General features: G+C 70.7%; 16 protein-coding genes. 12 read left to right on the plus strand and 4 right to left on the minus strand.

The features are described 5' to 3' along the window. Positions 1-14: 14 nt before the first annotated feature. The 6 genes from KBC94_RS02805 to KBC94_RS02830 all read left to right on the plus strand — a co-directional run bounded on the left by KBC94_RS02805 (position 15) and on the right by KBC94_RS02830 (position 5,835). On the plus strand, positions 15-836 hold the full coding sequence (locus KBC94_RS02805) for an alpha/beta hydrolase (RefSeq protein WP_294366121.1): 822 nt from the start codon (positions 15-17) through the stop codon (positions 834-836). 65 nt (positions 837-901) lie between these two features. Then, positions 902-2,071, plus strand: coding sequence for an ABC transporter substrate-binding protein (locus KBC94_RS02810; protein ID WP_294366122.1), 1,170 nt, complete (start codon positions 902-904; stop codon positions 2,069-2,071). A 191-nt stretch (positions 2,072-2,262) separates the two neighbouring features. Further along, entirely contained in the window at positions 2,263-3,135 is an 873-nt protein-coding gene (locus KBC94_RS02815) for a branched-chain amino acid ABC transporter permease (protein ID WP_294366123.1), read from the plus strand. 20 nt (positions 3,136-3,155) lie between these two features. After that, the gene (locus KBC94_RS02820; protein ID WP_294366124.1) at positions 3,156-4,163 is read left to right on the plus strand and encodes a branched-chain amino acid ABC transporter permease; all 1,008 of its coding nucleotides are present in this window, start codon (positions 3,156-3,158) and stop codon (positions 4,161-4,163) included. After that, a complete protein-coding gene (locus tag KBC94_RS02825; protein WP_294366126.1) occupies positions 4,160-4,924 on the plus strand; it encodes an ABC transporter ATP-binding protein in 765 nt (254 codons plus the stop codon). The genes KBC94_RS02820 and KBC94_RS02825 overlap by 4 nt, the downstream gene beginning before the upstream one ends. A gap of 209 nt (positions 4,925-5,133) precedes the next feature. Then, entirely contained in the window at positions 5,134-5,835 is a 702-nt protein-coding gene (locus tag KBC94_RS02830; RefSeq protein ID WP_294366128.1) for an ABC transporter ATP-binding protein, read from the plus strand. An 18-nt stretch (positions 5,836-5,853) separates the two neighbouring features. Here KBC94_RS02830 and KBC94_RS02835 read toward each other — a convergent pair whose 3' ends face one another. Then, on the minus strand, positions 5,854-6,537 hold the full coding sequence (locus tag KBC94_RS02835; RefSeq protein ID WP_294366129.1) for a Crp/Fnr family transcriptional regulator: 684 nt from the start codon (positions 6,535-6,537) through the stop codon (positions 5,854-5,856). A 168-nt stretch (positions 6,538-6,705) separates the two neighbouring features. Here KBC94_RS02835 and KBC94_RS02840 point away from each other — a divergent pair, with 168 nt between their 5' ends. Genes KBC94_RS02840 through KBC94_RS02855 form a run of 4 tightly spaced genes read left to right on the plus strand, consistent with a single transcriptional unit; the run spans position 6,706 to position 11,659 of the window. Then, positions 6,706-7,647, plus strand: a complete 942-nt coding sequence (locus tag KBC94_RS02840) for a 3-keto-5-aminohexanoate cleavage protein (RefSeq protein WP_294366132.1) — start codon at positions 6,706-6,708, stop codon at positions 7,645-7,647. Between the two features lie 26 nt (positions 7,648-7,673). Beyond that, entirely contained in the window at positions 7,674-8,882 is a 1,209-nt protein-coding gene (locus tag KBC94_RS02845; RefSeq protein WP_294366134.1) for an ABC transporter substrate-binding protein, read from the plus strand. After that, positions 8,879-9,826: a 3-hydroxyacyl-CoA dehydrogenase NAD-binding domain-containing protein gene (locus tag KBC94_RS02850; RefSeq protein ID WP_294366135.1), complete on the plus strand. Its 948-nt coding sequence runs from the start codon at positions 8,879-8,881 to the stop codon at positions 9,824-9,826. Before KBC94_RS02845 ends, KBC94_RS02850 begins: the two co-directional genes overlap by 4 nt. 27 nt (positions 9,827-9,853) lie before the next feature. Continuing rightward, positions 9,854-11,659 carry a feruloyl-CoA synthase gene (locus KBC94_RS02855; protein ID WP_294366137.1) on the plus strand — a complete coding sequence of 602 codons (1,806 nt, stop codon included), beginning with the start codon at positions 9,854-9,856 and terminating at the stop codon, positions 11,657-11,659. 46 nt (positions 11,660-11,705) lie between these two features. On the opposite strand, the gene KBC94_RS02860 is transcribed toward KBC94_RS02855, so the two are convergent. The 3 genes from KBC94_RS02860 to KBC94_RS02870 all read right to left on the minus strand — a co-directional run bounded on the left by KBC94_RS02860 (position 11,706) and on the right by KBC94_RS02870 (position 16,570). Then, the gene (locus tag KBC94_RS02860; protein ID WP_294366139.1) at positions 11,706-14,027 is read right to left on the minus strand and encodes a N,N-dimethylformamidase beta subunit family domain-containing protein; all 2,322 of its coding nucleotides are present in this window, start codon (positions 14,025-14,027) and stop codon (positions 11,706-11,708) included. Next, positions 14,024-15,001, minus strand: coding sequence for a tripartite tricarboxylate transporter substrate-binding protein (locus KBC94_RS02865; protein WP_294366141.1), 978 nt, complete (start codon positions 14,999-15,001; stop codon positions 14,024-14,026). Before KBC94_RS02865 ends, KBC94_RS02860 begins: the two co-directional genes overlap by 4 nt. A gap of 135 nt (positions 15,002-15,136) precedes the next feature. After that, a complete protein-coding gene (locus KBC94_RS02870; RefSeq protein ID WP_294366143.1) occupies positions 15,137-16,570 on the minus strand; it encodes an aspartate aminotransferase family protein in 1,434 nt (477 codons plus the stop codon). Between the two features lie 73 nt (positions 16,571-16,643). On the opposite strand from KBC94_RS02870, the gene KBC94_RS02875 reads away from it, so the two are divergent. After that, positions 16,644-17,561 carry a LysR family transcriptional regulator gene (locus KBC94_RS02875; protein WP_294366145.1) on the plus strand — a complete coding sequence of 306 codons (918 nt, stop codon included), beginning with the start codon at positions 16,644-16,646 and terminating at the stop codon, positions 17,559-17,561. A 118-nt stretch (positions 17,562-17,679) separates the two neighbouring features. Continuing rightward, positions 17,680-18,393 (plus strand): glutathione S-transferase N-terminal domain-containing protein, encoded by a 714-nt coding sequence (locus KBC94_RS02880; protein WP_294366147.1) that lies wholly within the window; start codon positions 17,680-17,682, stop codon positions 18,391-18,393. Positions 18,394-18,397: the final 4 nt, after the last annotated feature.

An 18,397-nucleotide genomic window follows, 5' to 3' on the forward strand; every position in this document is an offset into this window, starting at 1 on the left:
GAAGGAGCAAGACCATGAGCACCGTCGACTTCGCCGACATCGACTGGCGCGGCAGGTCGGTGCGCATCGAGCACCGCCTCATCGTGCCGCCCGGTGCGGAGGCGGCGCCTCTCGTCGTCTTCCTGCACGAAGGCCTGGGCTCGGTGGCGATGTGGAAGGACTTTCCCGATCGTCTGTGCCAGACGCTCGGCGTACGCGGCCTGGTCTACTCGCGGCCCGGCTACGGACGCTCCACGCCGCGGCCGGCCGAAGAGCGCTGGGACGTGGACTTCATGCACCGCCAGGCCCACGAGGTGCTGCCGGCCTTCCTCGCAGCGCTGGGCATCGACACGCCCGTGTGGCTCTTCGGGCACAGCGACGGCGGCTCCATCGCCCTGCTCTTCGCCGCCCGTCATCCGCAGGCCGTCGCCGGGCTGGTGCTGCTGGCGCCGCACCTCTTCGTGGAAGACGTGACGGTGCACAACATCGAACTCGCCCGCCAGGCCTACGAGCATGCGGACCTGCGCGCGCGCCTGGCCCGCTACCACGACGACGTGGACTCGGCCTTCCGCGGCTGGAACGACATCTGGCTCGCGCCCGCCTTCCGCGCCTGGAACATCGAGGCAGACATCGAAGGCATCCGCTGCCCGGTGCTCGCCATCCAGGGCCTGGACGACGAATACGGCACGCTGGCGCAGATCGAGGGCATCGCGGCGCGCGTGCCCGGCACCCAGCTGCTGCCGGTGCCCGGCTGCGGCCACTCGCCCCATAGGGATCAACCCGAGCAGGTGATCGAGGCCACAGGCCGCATGCTCGCGCCTTCCTTGCGCGGGGCAGCTGCCCGCGCGCCCAGGTAAACACCGAAGCCGCCCACATTACTTTAGTTGTAAAGTAATTTCACGACAATCCAGGAGACAGACGCATGCCCATCCGCTTCCCCCGCAACACCCTCGCCGCCTTTGCCCTGGCCGGCCTGGCCGTCACCGCGTCGGCCCAAGGCACCGGCAAGCTCAAGGTCGGCCTGATGCTGCCCTTCAGCGGCACCTACAGCGCGCTGGGCGTGGCCATCGAGAACGGCTTCAAGCTCTACGTGGACGAGCAGGGCGGCAAGCTCGGCGGCCGCGAGATCGAGTACTTCAAGGTGGACGACGAGTCCGACCCGGCCAAGGCCACCGACAACGTCAACAAGCTGATTAAGCGCGACAACGTCGACGTGATCATCGGCACCGTCCACTCCGGCGTGGCCATGGCCATGGCCAAGGCGGCGAAGGAAAGCGGCACGATCCTGATCGTGCCCAACGCCGGCGCCGATGCGGTGACCGGCCCCATGTGCGCACCCAACATCTTCCGCAGCAGCTTCAGCAACTGGCAGCCGGCCTATGCCATGGGCGTGGTCGCAGCCAAGGAAGGCAAGAAGACCGCCGTCACCCTGACCTGGAAGTACGCGGCCGGCGACGAGTCGACGGCCGGCTTCAAGGAAGGCTTCGAGAAGGGCGGCGGCAAGGTGGTCAAGCAGCTGACGCTGCCCTTCCCCAACGTGGAGTTCCAAGCGCTGCTGACCGAGATCGCGGCGGCCAAGCCCGACGCGGTGTATTCCTTCATGGCCGGCGGCGGTGCCGTCAAGCTGGTGAAGGACTATGCAGCCGCCGGCCTGAACAAGACGATCCCGCTGTACGGCCCCGGCTTCCTGACCGACGGCACGCTGGACGCCCAGGGCGATGCCGCCGCCGGCATGCTGACCACGCTGCACTATGCCGACGGCCTCAACACGCCCAAGGACAACGCCTTCCGCACCGCCTACGCCAAGACCTTCAAGCTGCAGCCCGACGTGTACGCCGTGCAGGGCTACGACGCCGCGCAGATGCTGGGCGTGGGCCTGGCCGCGACCAAGGGCGACGCCAGCAAGAAGGCCGAATTCGCCGCCGCGGTCGAGAAGGCGAAGATCGACAGCCCGCGCGGTGCCTTCACCGTCGGCAAGTCGCACAACCCGGTGCAGGACATCTATCTGCGCAAGGTGGAGGGCAAGGAGAACAAGATGGTGAATGTGGCGATCAAGGGCCTGGCAGACCCTGGGCGTGGATGCCGGATGTAAGAGACCGCCCCCAGCCTGCGCGGACTGCGTCCGCTTCGGCAACCCCCTCGCGGGGGCACCGCCTGCGGCCCGGCAAAGCCGGTTCCGCGGCGGTTCCTGGCTTGGCCTGCTCCGCGGCCTTCCGATATCTGGCGCCTTGCCTCCGCTGAAGCCGGCGCCTTCTCCACTTCTCATTGCCCGCGAGGCCGACCTTGGATCTCTCGACCTTCCTCGTCCAATGCCTGAACTCGGTGCAGTACGGGCTGCTGCTGTTTCTGCTTGCCTCGGGCCTGACGCTGATCTTCGGGATCATGGGCGTCATCAACCTCGCGCACGGCAGCTTCTACATGATCGGCGCGTACATGGCCTTCTCGCTGGCGCCGCTATTCGGCGACAGCTTCCTGCTGATGCTGGTGGCCGGCGTGCTGCTGGCGGCGGCGCTGGGCTATGCGCTGGAATGGGCCTTCTTCAGCTACCTCTACCAGCGCGACCACCTGCAGCAGGTGCTGATGACCTATGGCTTGATCCTGGTGTTCGAGGAGCTGCGCTCGATCCTGGTGGGCAACGACGTGCACGGCGTGCCGCTGCCGGGCTGGCTGGCGGGCAGCTTCGCGCTGGGCGACGTGATGAGCTACCCCTGGTACCGCATCTTCGCCTCGGTGGCCTGCATCGTGCTGGCCGTGGCCATGTATGCCGTCGTCAACCGCACCCGTCTGGGCATGATGATCCGCGCCGGCGCCAGCAACCGCGACATGGTGCGCGGCTTGGGCATCGACATCCGCAAGCTCTACCGCATCGTCTTCGCAGCCGGTGTGGCGCTGGCGGCCCTGGCCGGAATGATCGCGGCGCCCATGTCCTCGGTCTATCCCAACATGGGCGCCAGCGTGCTCATCATCTGCTTCGTGGTGGTGGTGATCGGCGGCATCGGATCCATTACCGGCGCGCTCGTGGCCTCGCTGCTGGTCGGCTTCGTCGACACCTTCGGCAAGGTCTTCTTCGCCGAGCTGAGCGGCATCGGCATCTACCTCCTCATGGCCATCATCCTGATCTGGCGCCCCGAGGGTTTGATGGGCAAGCGCGCATGAACACCTCCACGTCTTCCGCGATGACCCCACCCTTGCCCTCCTCCACCCCAACCCGCACCGGCGGCCTGCCGCAGGGCGCACTGCTGCCGCTGGCCGCCGCCGTGATCCTGGCCATCGCCGGGCCGCTGCTGGGCGGCTATGCGGCCGACCTGGTGGTGAAGGTGATGATCCTTGCCATCTTCGCGCTCAGCCTCGAACTGCTGGTGGGCATGACCGGGCTGGTGAGCCTGGGCCATGCGGCCTTCTACGGCATCGGCGCGTACATCACCGTGCTGGCCTCGGGCAAGGACGGCGGCAACCTGCTGGTGCTGCTGGTGCTGGCCATGGGCGGCGCGGCGCTCTATGCGCTGGTGGTGGGCGCCTTGAGCCTGCGCACGCGAGGCGTCTACTTCATCATGGTCACGCTGGCCTTCGCGCAGATGGCCTTCTTCGTCTTCCACGACACGCCGGTGGGCGGCGGCAGCGACGGCATCTACCTCTACATCCGCCCAGCCATCGGTGTGCTGGACATGGAGAACCGCCTGGTGCTGTTCTATGTGGTGCTGGCCGCGCTGGCGGGCACCTACGGCCTGCTGGCGCTGATCCGCCGCTCGCGCTTCGGGGCCGCGCTGGCGGGCATCCGCGTGAGCGAGCAGCGCATGCGTGCGGTGGGCTTTCCCACCTATGCCTACAAGCTGGCGGCCTTCGTCATCGCGGGCGCGCTGGCCGGGCTGGCGGGCTTTCTGGTGGCGGCGCGCGACGGCGTGGTCAACCCCGAGCTGATGGCCTGGCACAACTCGGGCGAGGTGCTGCTGATGATCATCCTCGGCGGCCTCGGCCACCTGCGCGGCGCGGTGCTGGGGGCGGTGGCCTTCACCCTGCTGAAGGAAGTGCTCTCCACCCACGGCCTCGTGGGCCCGCTGGCCGATCACTGGCAGCTGAGCCTGGGGCTGGTCATCATCGTCTTCGTGGCGCTGCTGCCCAAGGGCCTGATCGGCCTGCGGGAGCGGCTGTCGCCGCTGGGCGCCAGCAAGGGAGCGGCACGATGAACGCCGTTGCATCCACTGGGGCTCTGCTGGGCGTGCAGGGCCTGACGCGCCGCTTCGGCGGCCTCGTGGCGGTGAGCGAGGTTTCGCTCGACCTGCACGTGGGCGAGGTGCATGCGGTGATCGGCACCAACGGTGCCGGCAAGTCCACGCTGATCAACATGCTCTCGGGCGAGATCGAGGCCTCGGCCGGCCGCATCACGCTCGATGGCCGCGACATCACCGCCCTGCCCCAGCCGCGCCGCGCGCTGGGCGGCGTGGGCCGCAGCTACCAGCGCACCACCATCTTCGGCGAGTTCACCGTGCTGGAGAACTGCCGCCTGGCTGCGCAAGCGGCGACGCCGCGGGCTTGGGCCTTCTGGGAATCGTCGGCACGCTGCCAGGCGAGCAATGCCGCCGCGCGCGAGGCCCTGGAGGCCGCGGGCCTGAGCACCGAAGCGCACCGCATCGCCGGCACGCTGAGCCACGGTGCCAAGCGCCAGCTGGAGGTCGCCATGTGCCTGGCCACGCGCCCACGCGTGCTGCTGCTGGACGAGCCGCTGGCCGGCATGGGCGCCGAGGAGACCGACCGCATGCTCGCGCTGCTGCAGCGGCTCAAGGCCCGCCACGCCATCCTGCTGGTGGAGCACGACATGGACGCCGTCTTCCGCGTGGCCGACCGCATCACGGTGATGGTCAACGGCGCCGTTATCGCCACCGGCACGCCCGAGGCCATCCGCACCAATCCCGACGTGCGCGCCGCCTATCTTGGCGATGAACATTGAGATGAAGCACCCCCCATGCCGCTTCGCGGCTCCCCCCTCTCTGGCGCCTTCGGCTTGGAGGGGGGCGCACCCCCCGGCCCGGCAAAGCCGGTTCCGCGGGTGCCCTGGCTTGGCCTGCTCCGCGGCCACTCGATCCTCGTCGCCGCGCCGATCCCAAGCGATGCAAGTGCCGCGCTGCGTTGCGCAAACCTGAAGCGAAGCCGCCTTCCATGCTCTCCATCCGCGACCTCCACACCTACTACGGCGACAGCCACATCCTGCGCGGCGTCGATGCGCAGGTGCCCGCCGCCTGTGCCGTGGGCCTGCTGGGCCGCAACGGCATGGGCAAGACCACGCTGATCCGCAGCCTGATGGGCTATGTGCGACCCGCCTCCGGCCAGGTGCTGGCCGATGGCCGCGACGTGACCGGCTGGGCGCCCGAGAAGATGGCGCGGCTGGGCATCGGCTACGTGCCCGAAGGCCGCGGCATCTTCCCCAACCTGTCGGTGCGCGAGAACCTGGTGATGGCCGCGCGGCCCGGCATCGACGGCAGCCGCGCCTGGACCTTCGAGCGGGTGATGGCCACCTTCCCGCGGCTGTCGGAGCGGCTGTCGCACGGCGGCCAGCAGCTGTCGGGCGGCGAGCAGCAGATGCTCTCCATCGGCCGCGCGCTGATGACCAATCCGCGCCTCATGATCCTGGACGAGGCCACAGAGGGCCTGGCGCCGCTGATCGTGGCCGAGATCTGGCGCGTGATCGCCGAGATCCGTGCCAGCGGCATCGCCACGCTGATCGTGGACCGCGACTGGCACAAAGTGCTGCACCACACCGACCAGGCGGTGGTGATGGAGAAGGGCCGCATCGTGCTGGCCGGCGCCTCGGCCGAGTTGCTGGCGCAGCCCGACGCACTGGCACAGCGGCTGGGCGTTTAGCGCGCCGCCCGTCGGCGCTCAGGCGCCGGGCACCCGGGCGCGCAGCCCGGCCAGGTCGACCACCGTGATGCCGCCGTACTCCAGCTCGACCAGCCCGTCGGTGGCCAGGCGCTTGAGCGCGGCGTTGCAGCGCTGACGCGACACGCCCGAGAGGTGCGCGATCTCCTCCTGCGTGACCTGCAGGTGCGGGTCGCTGCCCGGATGCAGCCACGGATGGAACAGCCCCACCAGCGCCCGCGCCACGTTGCTGTCGGTGTCCAGCAGGTGGTGGGCGGCGAAGTTGCCCAGGAACCAGTGCATGCGCTCGTTGATCTGGCGCAGCAGGTAGTCGGCGAAGCCGGGCTCGTGGCTGCGCAACCAGTCGAAGACCTCGGCCGGCATCAGCGCCACGCGGCTGTCGCGCAGCGCGATCACGTCGGCCGTGCGGGCGGCGCCGCGCAGCACCGTGCCCTCGCCGAACCAGCTGCCCACCGACAGGCCGCCGAGCGTGACCGAGCGACCGTCGGCACTGCCCACCGACCACTTCAGCAGGCCCTCGATGGCGCCATACCAGTGCAGCGGCGCATCGCCCATGCGGCACAGCGCGGTGCCCGCCGGCACCTCGGCCTCGCGCATCCGCTCTCGCACGTGCGACCGCGTCGCCTCGGGCAATGCCGGGTACCAGGCGCTGTGGGCCAGCAGGTCGTCGAGGCTTCTGCGCACGGGCGCGGGACGGTGGCGGATGGTGGTCTCCTGGAAATCGATGGCGCCCGCCGTGGCACGACGCAAGGCCGGTACTAACCCCGAGCGCAAATGTCATCGCAACGACTGAGTGCGCGGGGCCCCAAAAAAATAATAGCCGCGCCTACCACGAACACATCAGGAGACACGATGAGCAAGCGCAAGGTCATCGTCACCATCGCCCCCACCGGCGGCATGGCCCATAAGTCGCAGAGCCCCCATCTGCCGACGCAACCCGACGAGATCGCCGCCGACGTGCTGCGCTGCTGGAACGCCGGCGCCAGCGTGGTCGCCATCCATGCACGGCGGCCCGACGACGGCGCCACCTGCAACCCCGCCATCTACCGCGACATCAACCGGCGCATCCGCGACGCGGGCTGCGACATCGTGCTGAACAACTCCACGGGCGGTGGCGTGCATGGCGACATGATCCGGCCGCTGCCCGGCGACCGCTGGGAGATCGCGTGGGAGGAGCGCATCAAGGGCATGGACGCCGGCGCCGAGATGTGCACGCTGGACGCCACCACGCTCAACCTCAGCTTCGGCGGCCGCGAGATCCTGATGGACACGCCGCTGTCCAAGGGCCGCGAACTGGCCGCAGGCATGAAGGCGCGCGGCATCAAGCCCGAGTGGGAAGTCTTCGCGCACACGCACATCCTGCAGGACGTGACCACGCTGATCGAGGAAGGCCACGACGAGGCGCCGCACTTCATCAACCTGGTGATGAACGTGCACCGCAACTTCCAGAACGCGATGCCCTTCTCGCCGCGCTACCTGCAGCAGATGGTGGACGTGCTGCCGCGCAACAGTCTGTTCTGCGTCAGCGGCATCGGCCCCTCGCAGCTGGAGGCCAACGTGGCCGCATTGCTGCTGGGCGGCCATGCCCGCGTGGGCCTGGAGGACAACCTCTACTACCGCCAGGGCGAGCTGGCCACCAACGTGCAGCTCACCGAGCGCATCGTGCGGCTGATCCGCGAGCTGGACATGGAACCGGCCACCCCCGACGAAGCCCGCCAGCTCATGGGGCTGCCGCGCACCGGCAGCCCGCGGCCCGAGTTCGCGCCGCGGGCACTCGCCGGCGCAGCCGCCTGATTCCGACCACCACGAGGAGACCACCGATGACCTTTACCCGCGCGCTGCTGGCCGCGGCGGCCGCGCTCGCCTGCGCGACCGGCGCCTCGGCCCAGATCTCGGACGACACCGTCCGCATCGGCTTCATCAGCGACATGTCCGGCGTGTACCGTGACTACGACGGCCCGGCCGGCGCCGAGGCCATCCGCATGGCCATCGCCGACATGGGCGGCAGCATCGCCGGCAAGAAGATCGAGCTGCTCACGGCCGACCACCAGAACAAGCCCGACATCGCCGCCGCCAAAGCCCGCGAGTGGTTCGACGTGGACAAGGTGGACATGCTGATCGGCGGCGTGAACTCCGGCGCCGCCATCGCCATGGCCGGCGTGGCGCGCGACAAGAAGAAGCCCTACTTCGTCGTCGGCTCCGGCGCCTCCAGCCTGACCAACGAGCACTGCTCGCCCTTCACCGTCATGTATGCCTACGACACGGTGGCCATGGCCCGCGGCACGGCCAGTGCGGTGGTCAAGGGCGGCGGCAAGCGCTGGTTCTTCGTGACGGCCGACTATGCCTTCGGCAATGCGCTGCAGACCGATGCGAGCAAGGTGGTGGAAGCCAGCGGCGGCACGGTGGCCGGCGCGGTCAAGCATCCGCTGGGCGCGAGCGACTTCTCGTCGTACATGCTGCAGGCCACCAGCGCCAGGCCCGACGTGCTGGCGCTGGCCAACGCGGGCGGCGACACGGTCAACGCCATCAAGTCCGCGGCCGAGTTCGGCCTGGCGCAGAAGATGAAGCTGGCCGGCATGATCATCACCATCCAGGACGTGCATGCGCTGGGCCTGAAGACGGCGCAGGGCATGTTTTTGACCGACAGCTGGTACTGGAACCAGAGCCCCGAATCGCGGGCCTGGGCGCGGCGCTTCTTCGACAAGCACAAGCGCATGCCCACCTCCTTCCATGCCGGCGACTATTCAGCCGCGCTGCAGTACTTCAAGGCCGTGCAGGCGGCCGGCAGCGACGATGGCGAGAAGGTGATGGCCCAGCTGAAGAAGACCAAGTTCGACGACATGTTCGTGCAGGGCGGCTGGCTGCGCGACGACGGCCTGATGGTGCACGACATGCACCTGATGCAGGTGAAGACGCCCGCGGAGTCGAAGGAGCCCTGGGACTACTACAAGGTGGTCGAGGCCATCCGCGGCGAGGCCGCCTGGACCACGCGCGCCGAAAGCCGCTGCGCACGCTGGAAGGCGTCATGAACGGGCACGTGTACGTGCGCCGCGTCGGCATCGTCGGCACCGGCGTGATCGGCGCCAGCTGGGCGGCCTTCTTCCTGGCGCGCGGGCTGGACGTGTCGGCCACCGATCCCGCGCCCGGGGCCGAGGACCGGCTGCGCGCCGCGGTTGATCGCCACTGGCCCACGCTGCAGCGCATGGGTTTGGCCGAAGGCGCATCGCCCGCCCGGCTGCACTTCGACGACTCGCTGGAGCGGGCGCTGGAAGGTTGCGACTTCGTGCAGGAAAGCGGTCCCGAGCGCGCCGACTTCAAGGCCGAGCTCTATGCCCGCATGGACGCCGCCACGCCGCCGCAGGTGCTGCTGGCCAGCAGCAGCTCGGGCCTGCCGGTCAGCGGCATGCAGGTGCGCTGCGATGCGCCCCAGCGCGTGGTGCTGGGCCATCCCTTCAACCCGCCGCACCTGATCCCGCTGGTGGAGGTGGGCGGTGGCGAGGCCACGGCGCCCGAGTCCATCGAACGGGCCATGGCCTTCTACGCGGCGCTGGGCAAGCGGCCCATCCATGTGCGGCGCGAGGTGCTGGGCCACATCGCCAACCGGCTGCAGGCCGCGCTGTGGCGCGAAGCCTTCCACCTGGTCGACCAGGGCGTGGCCAGCGTGGCCGACATCGACACCGCCATCGCCCATGGCCCGGGCCTGCGCTGGGCAGTCATGGGGCCGTTCATGAACCTCCACCTGTCGGGTGGCGAAGGTGGCATGGAGCATCTGCTGGCGCACCTGGGCGGGCCCATCGAGAGCTGGTGGCGCGACCTGGGCCAGCCGGCGATGACGCCCGCGCTGAAGGCCCGCGTGGTGCAGGGCGTGGCCGAGGCCCTCGGCGAACGCCGCGAGGACGCACTGGCCCGCAGCCGCGACGACCTGCTGATCGACCTGATGCGCGCCAAGGCCGGGGACGGCACCCTGCCCTGACTGCGTCCGCCCTTTAGAGAGACATCCATGTCCCCCATCGACTTTCTTGCCGATCCGGCCCAGGTCGCACCGCCGCGCGCCGTGCGCATCGACTTCGACGACGGCAGCTTCTCGCTGCGATCGCCCGTCGCCCTGCAACCCTATGCCCGCTGCGTGGGCGAGTGGCTGGAACAGTGGGCCGAGCGCACGCCCGATGCCCTGGCGCTGGCCGAGCGCACGCCGGATGGCGCCGACTGGCGGCGCGTCAGCTACGCACAGCTGCGCGCGCAGGTCGGACGCATGGCCCAGGCGCTGCTCGATCTGCGGCTGCCCGAGGATGCACCGGTGGTGATCCTGTCGGACAACAGCGTCGACCATGCGGTGATGATGCTGGCGGCCATGCACATCGGCCGGCCCAGCTGCTCGCTGTCCAGCGCCTATTCGCGCCTCACGCAGGACCACACGCGCCTGGCCGGCATGCTGCGGCTGCTGAGGCCCGCGCTGATCTACGCCTCGGATGCGCAGGTCTACGGCCCCGCCATCGCCGCCTGCGACCTCGACGTGCCCTGCGTGTTCAGCGCCCATGCCGGTGCCTGGCCCGGCGCGCTGGACTTCGACGCGCTGTGCGCCACGCCCGAGACGCCCGCCGTACGGGCCGCCTTCGAGGCCGTCGGCCCCGAAACGCACGCCAAGTACCTGCTGACCTCGGGCTCCACCGGCCATCCCAAGGCGGTGATCAACACCCACCGCATGCTGTGCGCCAACCAGCAGATGATGGCCCAGACCTGGCGCTTCCTGACCCAGGAGCCGCCGGTGCTCGTGGACTGGCTGCCCTGGAGCCACACCTTCGGCGCCAACCACAACCTCAACATGGTGCTGGCCCGTGGCGGCGCGCTGTACATCGACGAGGGCCGGCCAGCGCCGGGTCTGGTCGAGAAGACGGCACGCAACCTGCGCGAGGTGCGGCCCACGCTGTGGTTCAACGTGCCGCGCGGCTTCGACATGCTGCTGCCGCTGATGGAGGCCGACGCCGCGCTGGCCGCGGACATCCTCTCGCGGCTGCGGCTGGCGTTCTACGCGGCGGCCGCGCTGTCGCCCGCCACCTGGCAGCGGCTGCAGGCGCTGGCCGAGCGCGTGCGGCCGGGCCGGCCGCTGTGGCTCACCACCTCCTGGGGCTGCACCGAGACCTCGCCGGCCATCACCTCGGCCCACTGGGCGCTCGACGGCGCCGGCTGCATCGGCAATCCGCTGCCCGGCATGGAGGTGCGCTTCGTGCCCAACGGCGGCAAGCTGGAGATGCGCATCAAGGGCGTGACGGTGACCCCCGGCTACCGGCACCAGCCGCGCGAGACGGCCGCCGCCTTCGACGCCGAGGGCTACTACCGCATCGGCGATGCGGGCTACCTGGTGGATGCGGCGCGGCCCGAGCGCGGCATCGTCTTCGACGGCCGCGTGGCCGAGGACTTCAAGCTCGGCAGCGGCACCTGGGTGTCGGTCGGTCCGCTGCGCATCGAGCTGGTGTCGCAGCTCGCGCCCTGGGTGCAGGACCTGGTGCTCACCGGCCATGACCGCGAGGCCGTGGGCCTGCTGGTCTTTCCCAGTCCGCAGGGCGCCGCCGAACCGGCGAAGCTGCGCGAGGCCTTGCAGGCCGCGATGCGCCAGCGCATGGCCTCCGGGCTGGGCTCGGCCCGCTGCCCCACCCGCGCACTGGTGCTGGGCACGCCCCCCGATGCCGACCACGGCGAGATCACCGACAAGGGCTACCTCAACCAACGCGCCGTGCTCACGCGGCGCGCCGATGCCGTGGCGCGGCTGCATGCGGCGGTGGCGGATGCCGAGGTGATCGCCGCTTGAATCGAGCGATGCCGACGCGATGGTCCGGCTGCCACCGCGCGTGCGATCAGCCGGTCGGGCCGCCGGGTGGGCGCCTGCCATGCGGTGCAGGCACGTCGAAGTGGTGCAGCACGTTGCGCAGCAGCCGGTCGAAGGCTGGATCGTGCCCCACGACCCAGGCCGCGCCGACCGCGCCGGCATGGAAGACCCGCCCGCCCTGGGGCCGCTGCCAGTCGATCATCTCGGCCGACAGGCCGCCGTCCAACGCCTCGGTGGGTCGCGAGAACCAGTCCAGGTAGGCGTCCAGGGCGCCTGGCACGCGGCGGCGGCCCTGCGCGATCACCTGCAGGCCCGAGGGCGGCTCGGGCAGGGCCTCGCCCGCCGGAGGCGCAGTGCCCGTCATCCGCCGCAGGCTGGCCACCGTCAGGTCCCATTCGTGGCCGATGGCGCGCGGCAGGCCGCCACCGGGCGCATGGCCGAAGGTGTCGCCCTCGGCCAGGCCGACGGGCAGCGGATTGGCGAAGAAGGGATGCTGCGCGGCCGTCACGTGGTACACGCCGAAGTCGCCGGCATCGGCAAAGCCCCAGCCCGCGGTCTCCAGCCCGATGATGCTCGCGGCCGAACGGCCCACGCCGCGCAACTGGCCGCCGCGCATCCAGTCCTGGCTGTGGAATTCCTCGCCGAAGGGACCCGCGGGCGGGCGCAGCGCGGCCTGGGCCGGATCGGCGCCGCGCTCCTCGTTCTTGCGCTGCTCCATCACCGCCATGTCCTCGTCGAAGCTCACGCGCAGGTACATGGTGTTGCCCGACAGCACGAGCGCGCTGCCGCCGCGCCGCAGCAGGGCGTCGAAGGCGTCGACCACGGGCGTGGACCAGTACTCGCTGTGGCCATTGACCACCACGGTGCCGTAGTGCGCCAGCAGCGCAGGGTCGCGATGCACGTCCAGATCGGCCAGCAGGTCGAAGTCGTAGCCTTCCTTCTCCAGCCAGACATGCAGGCGGCGCTCCAGCCGCGTCCATTGGGCGAAGCCGCTGCCGGCCGGGTCGTAGAGCGCCGCCGGGCTGGCGTTGGGCCAGGGCATGCGCAGGCCGGTGAAGTAGCTGGGCTGGCCTGCGCGGTGGAAGGTGTAGCTGCAGTAGGCCGGCGCATCGGGATGGCTGTTGGGCAGGCCGGTGGATCGGCGCGGCCAGACCGGGTCGTCCACGGTGTTGCGTGCGAAGGGCGTCGCGGCATAGGCCAGCCAGCTGCTCATGGCGCACAGCACCAGCAGCGGCGCCGCCGCGGCACCGGCCGGACGCCTGACCAGGAAGGTGATGTCGTACACCGCCTCGCGCCCGTCCAGCTCGAAGCCCAGCCGCGCCACATGCAGGCCGGGCTGCGCGTTCACCGGCAGCGTCACGCGATGGGTGATGGCCCATCGGCAGTCGTAGAGGTCGTCGGCCGCCAGCCGCAGGCCGTGGCACTGCCCGGCAGTGGCGAAGGGGTCGCCGTCACGGGCAGCCACGGCCTCGTCGAAGCCGGGGCCGCGGATCATCCAGGTGCCGTGGTTGACGATGCGGCCGTTGCGCTGATGGCCGCTGGCATCGGCGACCGCCTCGCCCCGTCCCTCGCGCAGCGGCCAGCAGGCGCGCAGGGCGGGATGGGCGGGCAGATGCCGGCCGCGGTCGGTCACGCGCTGCGCCAGCGCCTCGGCCGGCAGCGCGCATTCGTGGATGGCCGGCAGGGCGAGGTCGACATCGGCAAAGGCCTGCGCCACGCCACCGTCGCCGCAAGCGCCCAGCCGCAACGGCGCGGCGCCGGGACGAAGCGGACCGGTCCAGGCCTGGCGTCCGACGCAGATGCCGTCGATCCACAGCGCCGACGTGCGGCCGTCCCAGGTCGCGGCCACATGCTGCCAGGCGCGGGCCTTCAGCCGGCCGGCGGTCCAGCGATGGGTCGGGACAGCGCCGGCCGACGGCGCTCCGGCATCGGCCAGGTCCAGGCCCAGCGCACCGTCCGATGCGATGAAGAGGCCGAAGCCGCCCTGTGCCGGGTCATCGCACTGCGTGATCAGCGCCTGGCGCGGACCGTCCACGCGCCAGGGCATCACCCAGCACTCCAGGCTGAGGCCCGGCAGGGCGATGCCGGCCGGCAGCCCACGTGGCACATGGACATAGGAGCCGGGATGAATCGGCTGGATGTGCGGCTGCACCCTGCCCAGGTCGGCCACCAGGCGATCGCTGGCGCGGTCCTCGGGATCGTCGCCCAGGCGGTAGATGCCCAGCCGGCAGGGCCGGTCCACGCTCAGGTGGAGGTCGATGGCCTCGCCGGCATGCACGGTCTTGGCGCCCGTGTAGCCATGGACACCCGGCAGCGCCAGCGCACGGTGGGGCGGGATCGCCGCCGTCATTCGGTGGAGAAGCCCGAGGCCTTGATGACGGGCCCCCAGCGCTGCAGGTCCTCGGCGATCAGGCGCGTCAGGGCCTCGGGCGTGCTCGGGTTGGCGTCGCTGCTGAGCTTGGCCAGCCGCTCCTTCACGTCCGGCTGCGCCAGCGCCTTGCCGAGGGCGGCATGCAGCTGGGCGACCGTGGCGGCGGGGGTGGCGGCCGGCACGAACAGGCCGGTCCATTCGAGGTTGTCGAAATGCGGCTGGCCCAGCTCCTTGAGCGTGGGCACGTCCGGCAGCTGGGCCGCGCGCTGGGCGCCGTTGACCGCCAGGATCCTGATCTTGCCGGCCTGCTGGTACTGCACCAGATCGGCGATGGGCGTGATGCCGGCCGCCACCTGGTTGCCCAGCAGGTCCTGCACCAGCGGCGCGGCGCCGCGGTAGGGCACGGCGGTGAGCTTGACGCCGGCCTCGCTGCCCAGGCGGAGGCCGATGAACTGCGAGACGCTGCCCGGCGCCGGCACGCCGTAGCTGCCGCGCGAGGCGTCGGTGCGTGCCAGGGCCAGCCATTCGCGCACGTCCTTGGCCGGCAGGGCCGCGGGCACGGCCAGGCCTTCGTAGAAGGTGGCGATGCGACCGACGGCGGCGAAGTCCTTGACGGGGTCGTAGCGCACCGAGCGCGAGGTCAGCGGCAGCATCACCATCATGTGCATGTTGGCCAGCAGCACCGTCAGGCCGTCGGGTGCGGTACCGCGCACATAGTCGGCCGCGATCTGGCCGCCGGCGCCCGTGCGGTTCTCCACCACCACGGCCACGCCGAGGTCGGCCGCCAGCTTGTCGGCCAGCGTGCGCGCCTGCACGTCGGCAGAGCCGCCGGCCGGATAGCCGACGACGAGGCGCAGCGGGCCCTTGCCCGTGGGCACCTGCGCCGGTGCGGCGCAGGCGAAGGCCAGGCCGGCGCAGGCCAGGCCGAGGCGGAGGAAGGCAGGCAGTGTCATGGTGTTTTTCGCGGGTCGTGGAAGAAAAGGCGGGATCGGCCCGTCGGCGTGCTGGCAGCCGGGGCCGGCAAGGGCGCCGTCCCTGCAAGGAGCGCGAGACGGCTGGTTGTAGGGTTGTCGATGGCCGATCCGGGCTCAGGCGAGACCGCGCCGGACCACTTCGTCCGCCAGGTCGTCCAGGGCGCGGCTCAGGCGGTCGGCCAGCTCGTCGAGTTCGGGCTCGCTGATGGTCAGCGGGGGCGTGATCATCTGGAAGTCGCCGAAGGCCCCGAGGTTGGCGCGGCGGTTGTAGAGCGCGATGCCGTGGCGCAGGCCGTGTTCGGTGAGCCGCGCCGGCGCATTGAATGCAGCGGGCAGCGCACGCCGCGTGGCCTTGTCCGCCACCAGCTCGATGGCGCTGAACAGGCCCAGGCCGCGCACATCGCCCACGAGCGGCGAGCGCGCAGCGACGGCCTCCAGGCGGCGGCGCAGGCCGACACCGCGCTCCCGGGCCCGCGCCACGAGGTCCAGGCGCTCGACCTCGTCCATCACCGCGTTGGCGATGGCGCAGGACATCGGATTGGTGAAGTAGGTATGGCCGTGCACGAACCCGCCTGCGCCTGCCACCGCGTCCACGATGCGCGCCGGTGCCAGCAGGCAGCCCAGCGGCGTGTAGCCGGCCGCCAGGCCCTTGGCCAGCGTCACCAGGTCGGGCCGGGCGCCCGGCCAGTGGTGCGCGGCGAGGAATTCGCCGGTGCGGCCGGCGCCGCTCATGATCTCGTCGTAGATCAGCAGCACGCCGTGGCGGTCGCAGATCTGCCGCACCCGCTGGAAGTAGGCGGCCGGCGAGACCACGGCGCCGGTGGAAAGCCCTCCGATGGGCTCCAGGATGAAGGCCAGCACGGTCTGGGGACCTTCCTGCTCGATGGTGCGCTCCAGCGCGTCGGCGCAGGCCATGGCGTAGCTCTCGGCCGTGTGGCCTTCCGGCAGGCGATAGCTCAGCGGCGCCGGCACCTTCGGCATGGGCTTGACCATGGGACCGTAGATGGCCTGGGTGTGCGCGTCCCCGGTCACGGCCAGCGCGCCCAGGGTGGAGCCGTGGTAGCTGGGGTCGCGCGAGATCACCTTCCAGCGCCCCGCCTGGCCCGTCACCACGGCGTACTGCCGCGCGAGCTTGAGGGCCGATTCGTTGGCCTCCGACCCACCCGAGACGAAGAAGGCCCGGTCGAAGCCCTCCCCGGCCAGCGCACAGAGCCGATCCGCCAGCGCGATGTTGTGCTCGCTTTCGAAGAAGCGCGGATAGGCGAAGCTCACGCGCTCGGCCTGCGCCTGCATGGCCGCGATCACATGCCGGTTGCCATGGCCGATGTTGGCGACCACGGCACCGGCGGTGGCGTCGAGGTAGCGGCGGCCATCCGCATCCCAGAGCCAGACGCCCTCGCCCCGGCCCACGCGCGGCGGTCGCGCCGCGCCGCGGGGACTGTAGAAGCTGAGCACGGAGCCGCCGCGCGGCGTGTCGCCGATCAGGCGGGCAGGTTGCGGGTCAGCGCTGGCAGGCAGCGGGTCGATGTCGGAGGCGGCGCGGTTCATGGGGCCGCACGATAAGGCGGGCCCGGCAATTGCAGTAGTCGCATGGAACGATGAAGTCCTATACGCTCGCCGCATGAAGCCGATCCATGACCGCCTCGACCTGCTCGACACCTTCGTGCGTGTGGCCGAGGCCGGCTCGCTCAGCAAGGCCGCCCGGACGCTCGGCATCACACAGCCCACCGCCAGCCGCCGCCTGCTGGAGCTGGAACGCATGCTGGGCTGCAAGCTCGCCCTGCGCACCACGGCCAGCTTTTCGCTCACCGACGAAGGGCGGCAGCTGGTGGCCGAGGCGCGCGCGCTGGCCGACCGGTGGGCTGGACTGGCCGAGCGCATCTCCGGCGCCCGCAGCCGGCCGGAGGGCACGCTGCGCGTGATTGGGCCATCGGGCTACGGCACGGGCTTTCTCACCGATGCCGTGACCGACCTGCGCGCCGCCTGGCCGCAACTGCGGGTCGAGCTGACGCTGACCGACCGCGTGGTGGACCTCGCTGCGTCAGGTGCCGAATGCTGGGTGTGCGTGGGCGAGGTGCGCGACCCCGGGCTGGTCAGTCGTGCGCTGGGTTCGATGGAGCGTGTGCTGGTGGCCAGTCCGGCCCTGCTGGCACGAACCGGTCCCGTCACGCTGGCACGCCTGCCCACCCTGCCCTGCGTGGGCCTGGTGCCGCATGTGATGGGCACGCTGCGGCTGCTGGACAGGAGCGGCCGGGCGCAGATGGTCCCCATCGACACACCGCTGCGCACCGACAGCCTGCTGTCCAGCTACCGCGCCATCCTGAACGGCGACGGCATCGGCGCCGCAGCGCCCTGGATGTGCCAGGCGGATATCGACGCAGGCCGCGTCCGGCGCGTGCTGCCGCGATGGTGGCTGGAGCCGGTGAGCATCCATGTGGCCATGCCACCGGGCGCCTATCGGCCCGCGCGCGTCACGGCCTTCATCGATGCGCTGCGGCGGCGCATGCACCGCCTGCCCGGATTCCGGCCCGCGGCCTGAGCGCCTGCAGCGCGGGCCGGGCAGGAGGTCGCCGCGTGGGCGCTTTGGCAGCCATGCCGGCACCGCAACCGGCCTTCTGGCATGCTGGCGCGCTCGCTCCCCAAGACTTCGACTCCCCATGTCCAACGACCTTTCCGCCTTCCCCATCACCCGCAAGTGGCCGGCCACCCATCCGGACCGGCTGCAGCTCTATTCGCTGCCCACGCCCAACGGCGTGAAGGCGTCAATCATGCTGGAGGAATGCGGCCTGCCCTACGAGGTGCACCGCGTGGACTTCGGCGCCAACGACCAGACCTCGCCCGAGTTCCTGTCGCTCAACCCGAACAACAAGATCCCGGCCATCCTCGACCCGAACGGGCCGGACGGCCAGCCGCTGGCGCTGTTCGAGTCGGGCGCGATCCTGGTCTACCTGGCCGACAAGACCGGCCAGTTCATCCCCAAGGACGCCCCCGGCCGCTATCACGCACTGCAATGGCTGATGTTCCAGATGGGCGGCATCGGACCCATGTTTGGCCAGCTGGGCTTCTTTCACAAGTTCGCCGGCAAGGACTACGAGGACAAGCGGCCGCGCGACCGCTATGTCGCCGAATCCAAGCGGCTGCTGGGCGTGCTGGACAAGCACCTGGCGGGCAAGGACTGGGTGCTGGGCAGCAACTATTCGATCGCCGACATCGCGATCTTTCCCTGGGTGCGCAACCTGGTGGGCTTCTACGAGGCGCGCGAACTGGTGGGCTTCGGCGACTTCGCGCAGGTGCAGCGCGTGCTGGACGCCTTCGTGGCACGGCCTGCGGTCGTGCGCGGCCTGGGCATTCCGGGCGCGCCCGCCAAGTAGACGA

Source organism: Pseudacidovorax sp. (genome assembly GCF_017991995.1).
Classification (GTDB): Bacteria; Pseudomonadota; Gammaproteobacteria; order Burkholderiales; family Burkholderiaceae_C; genus Xenophilus.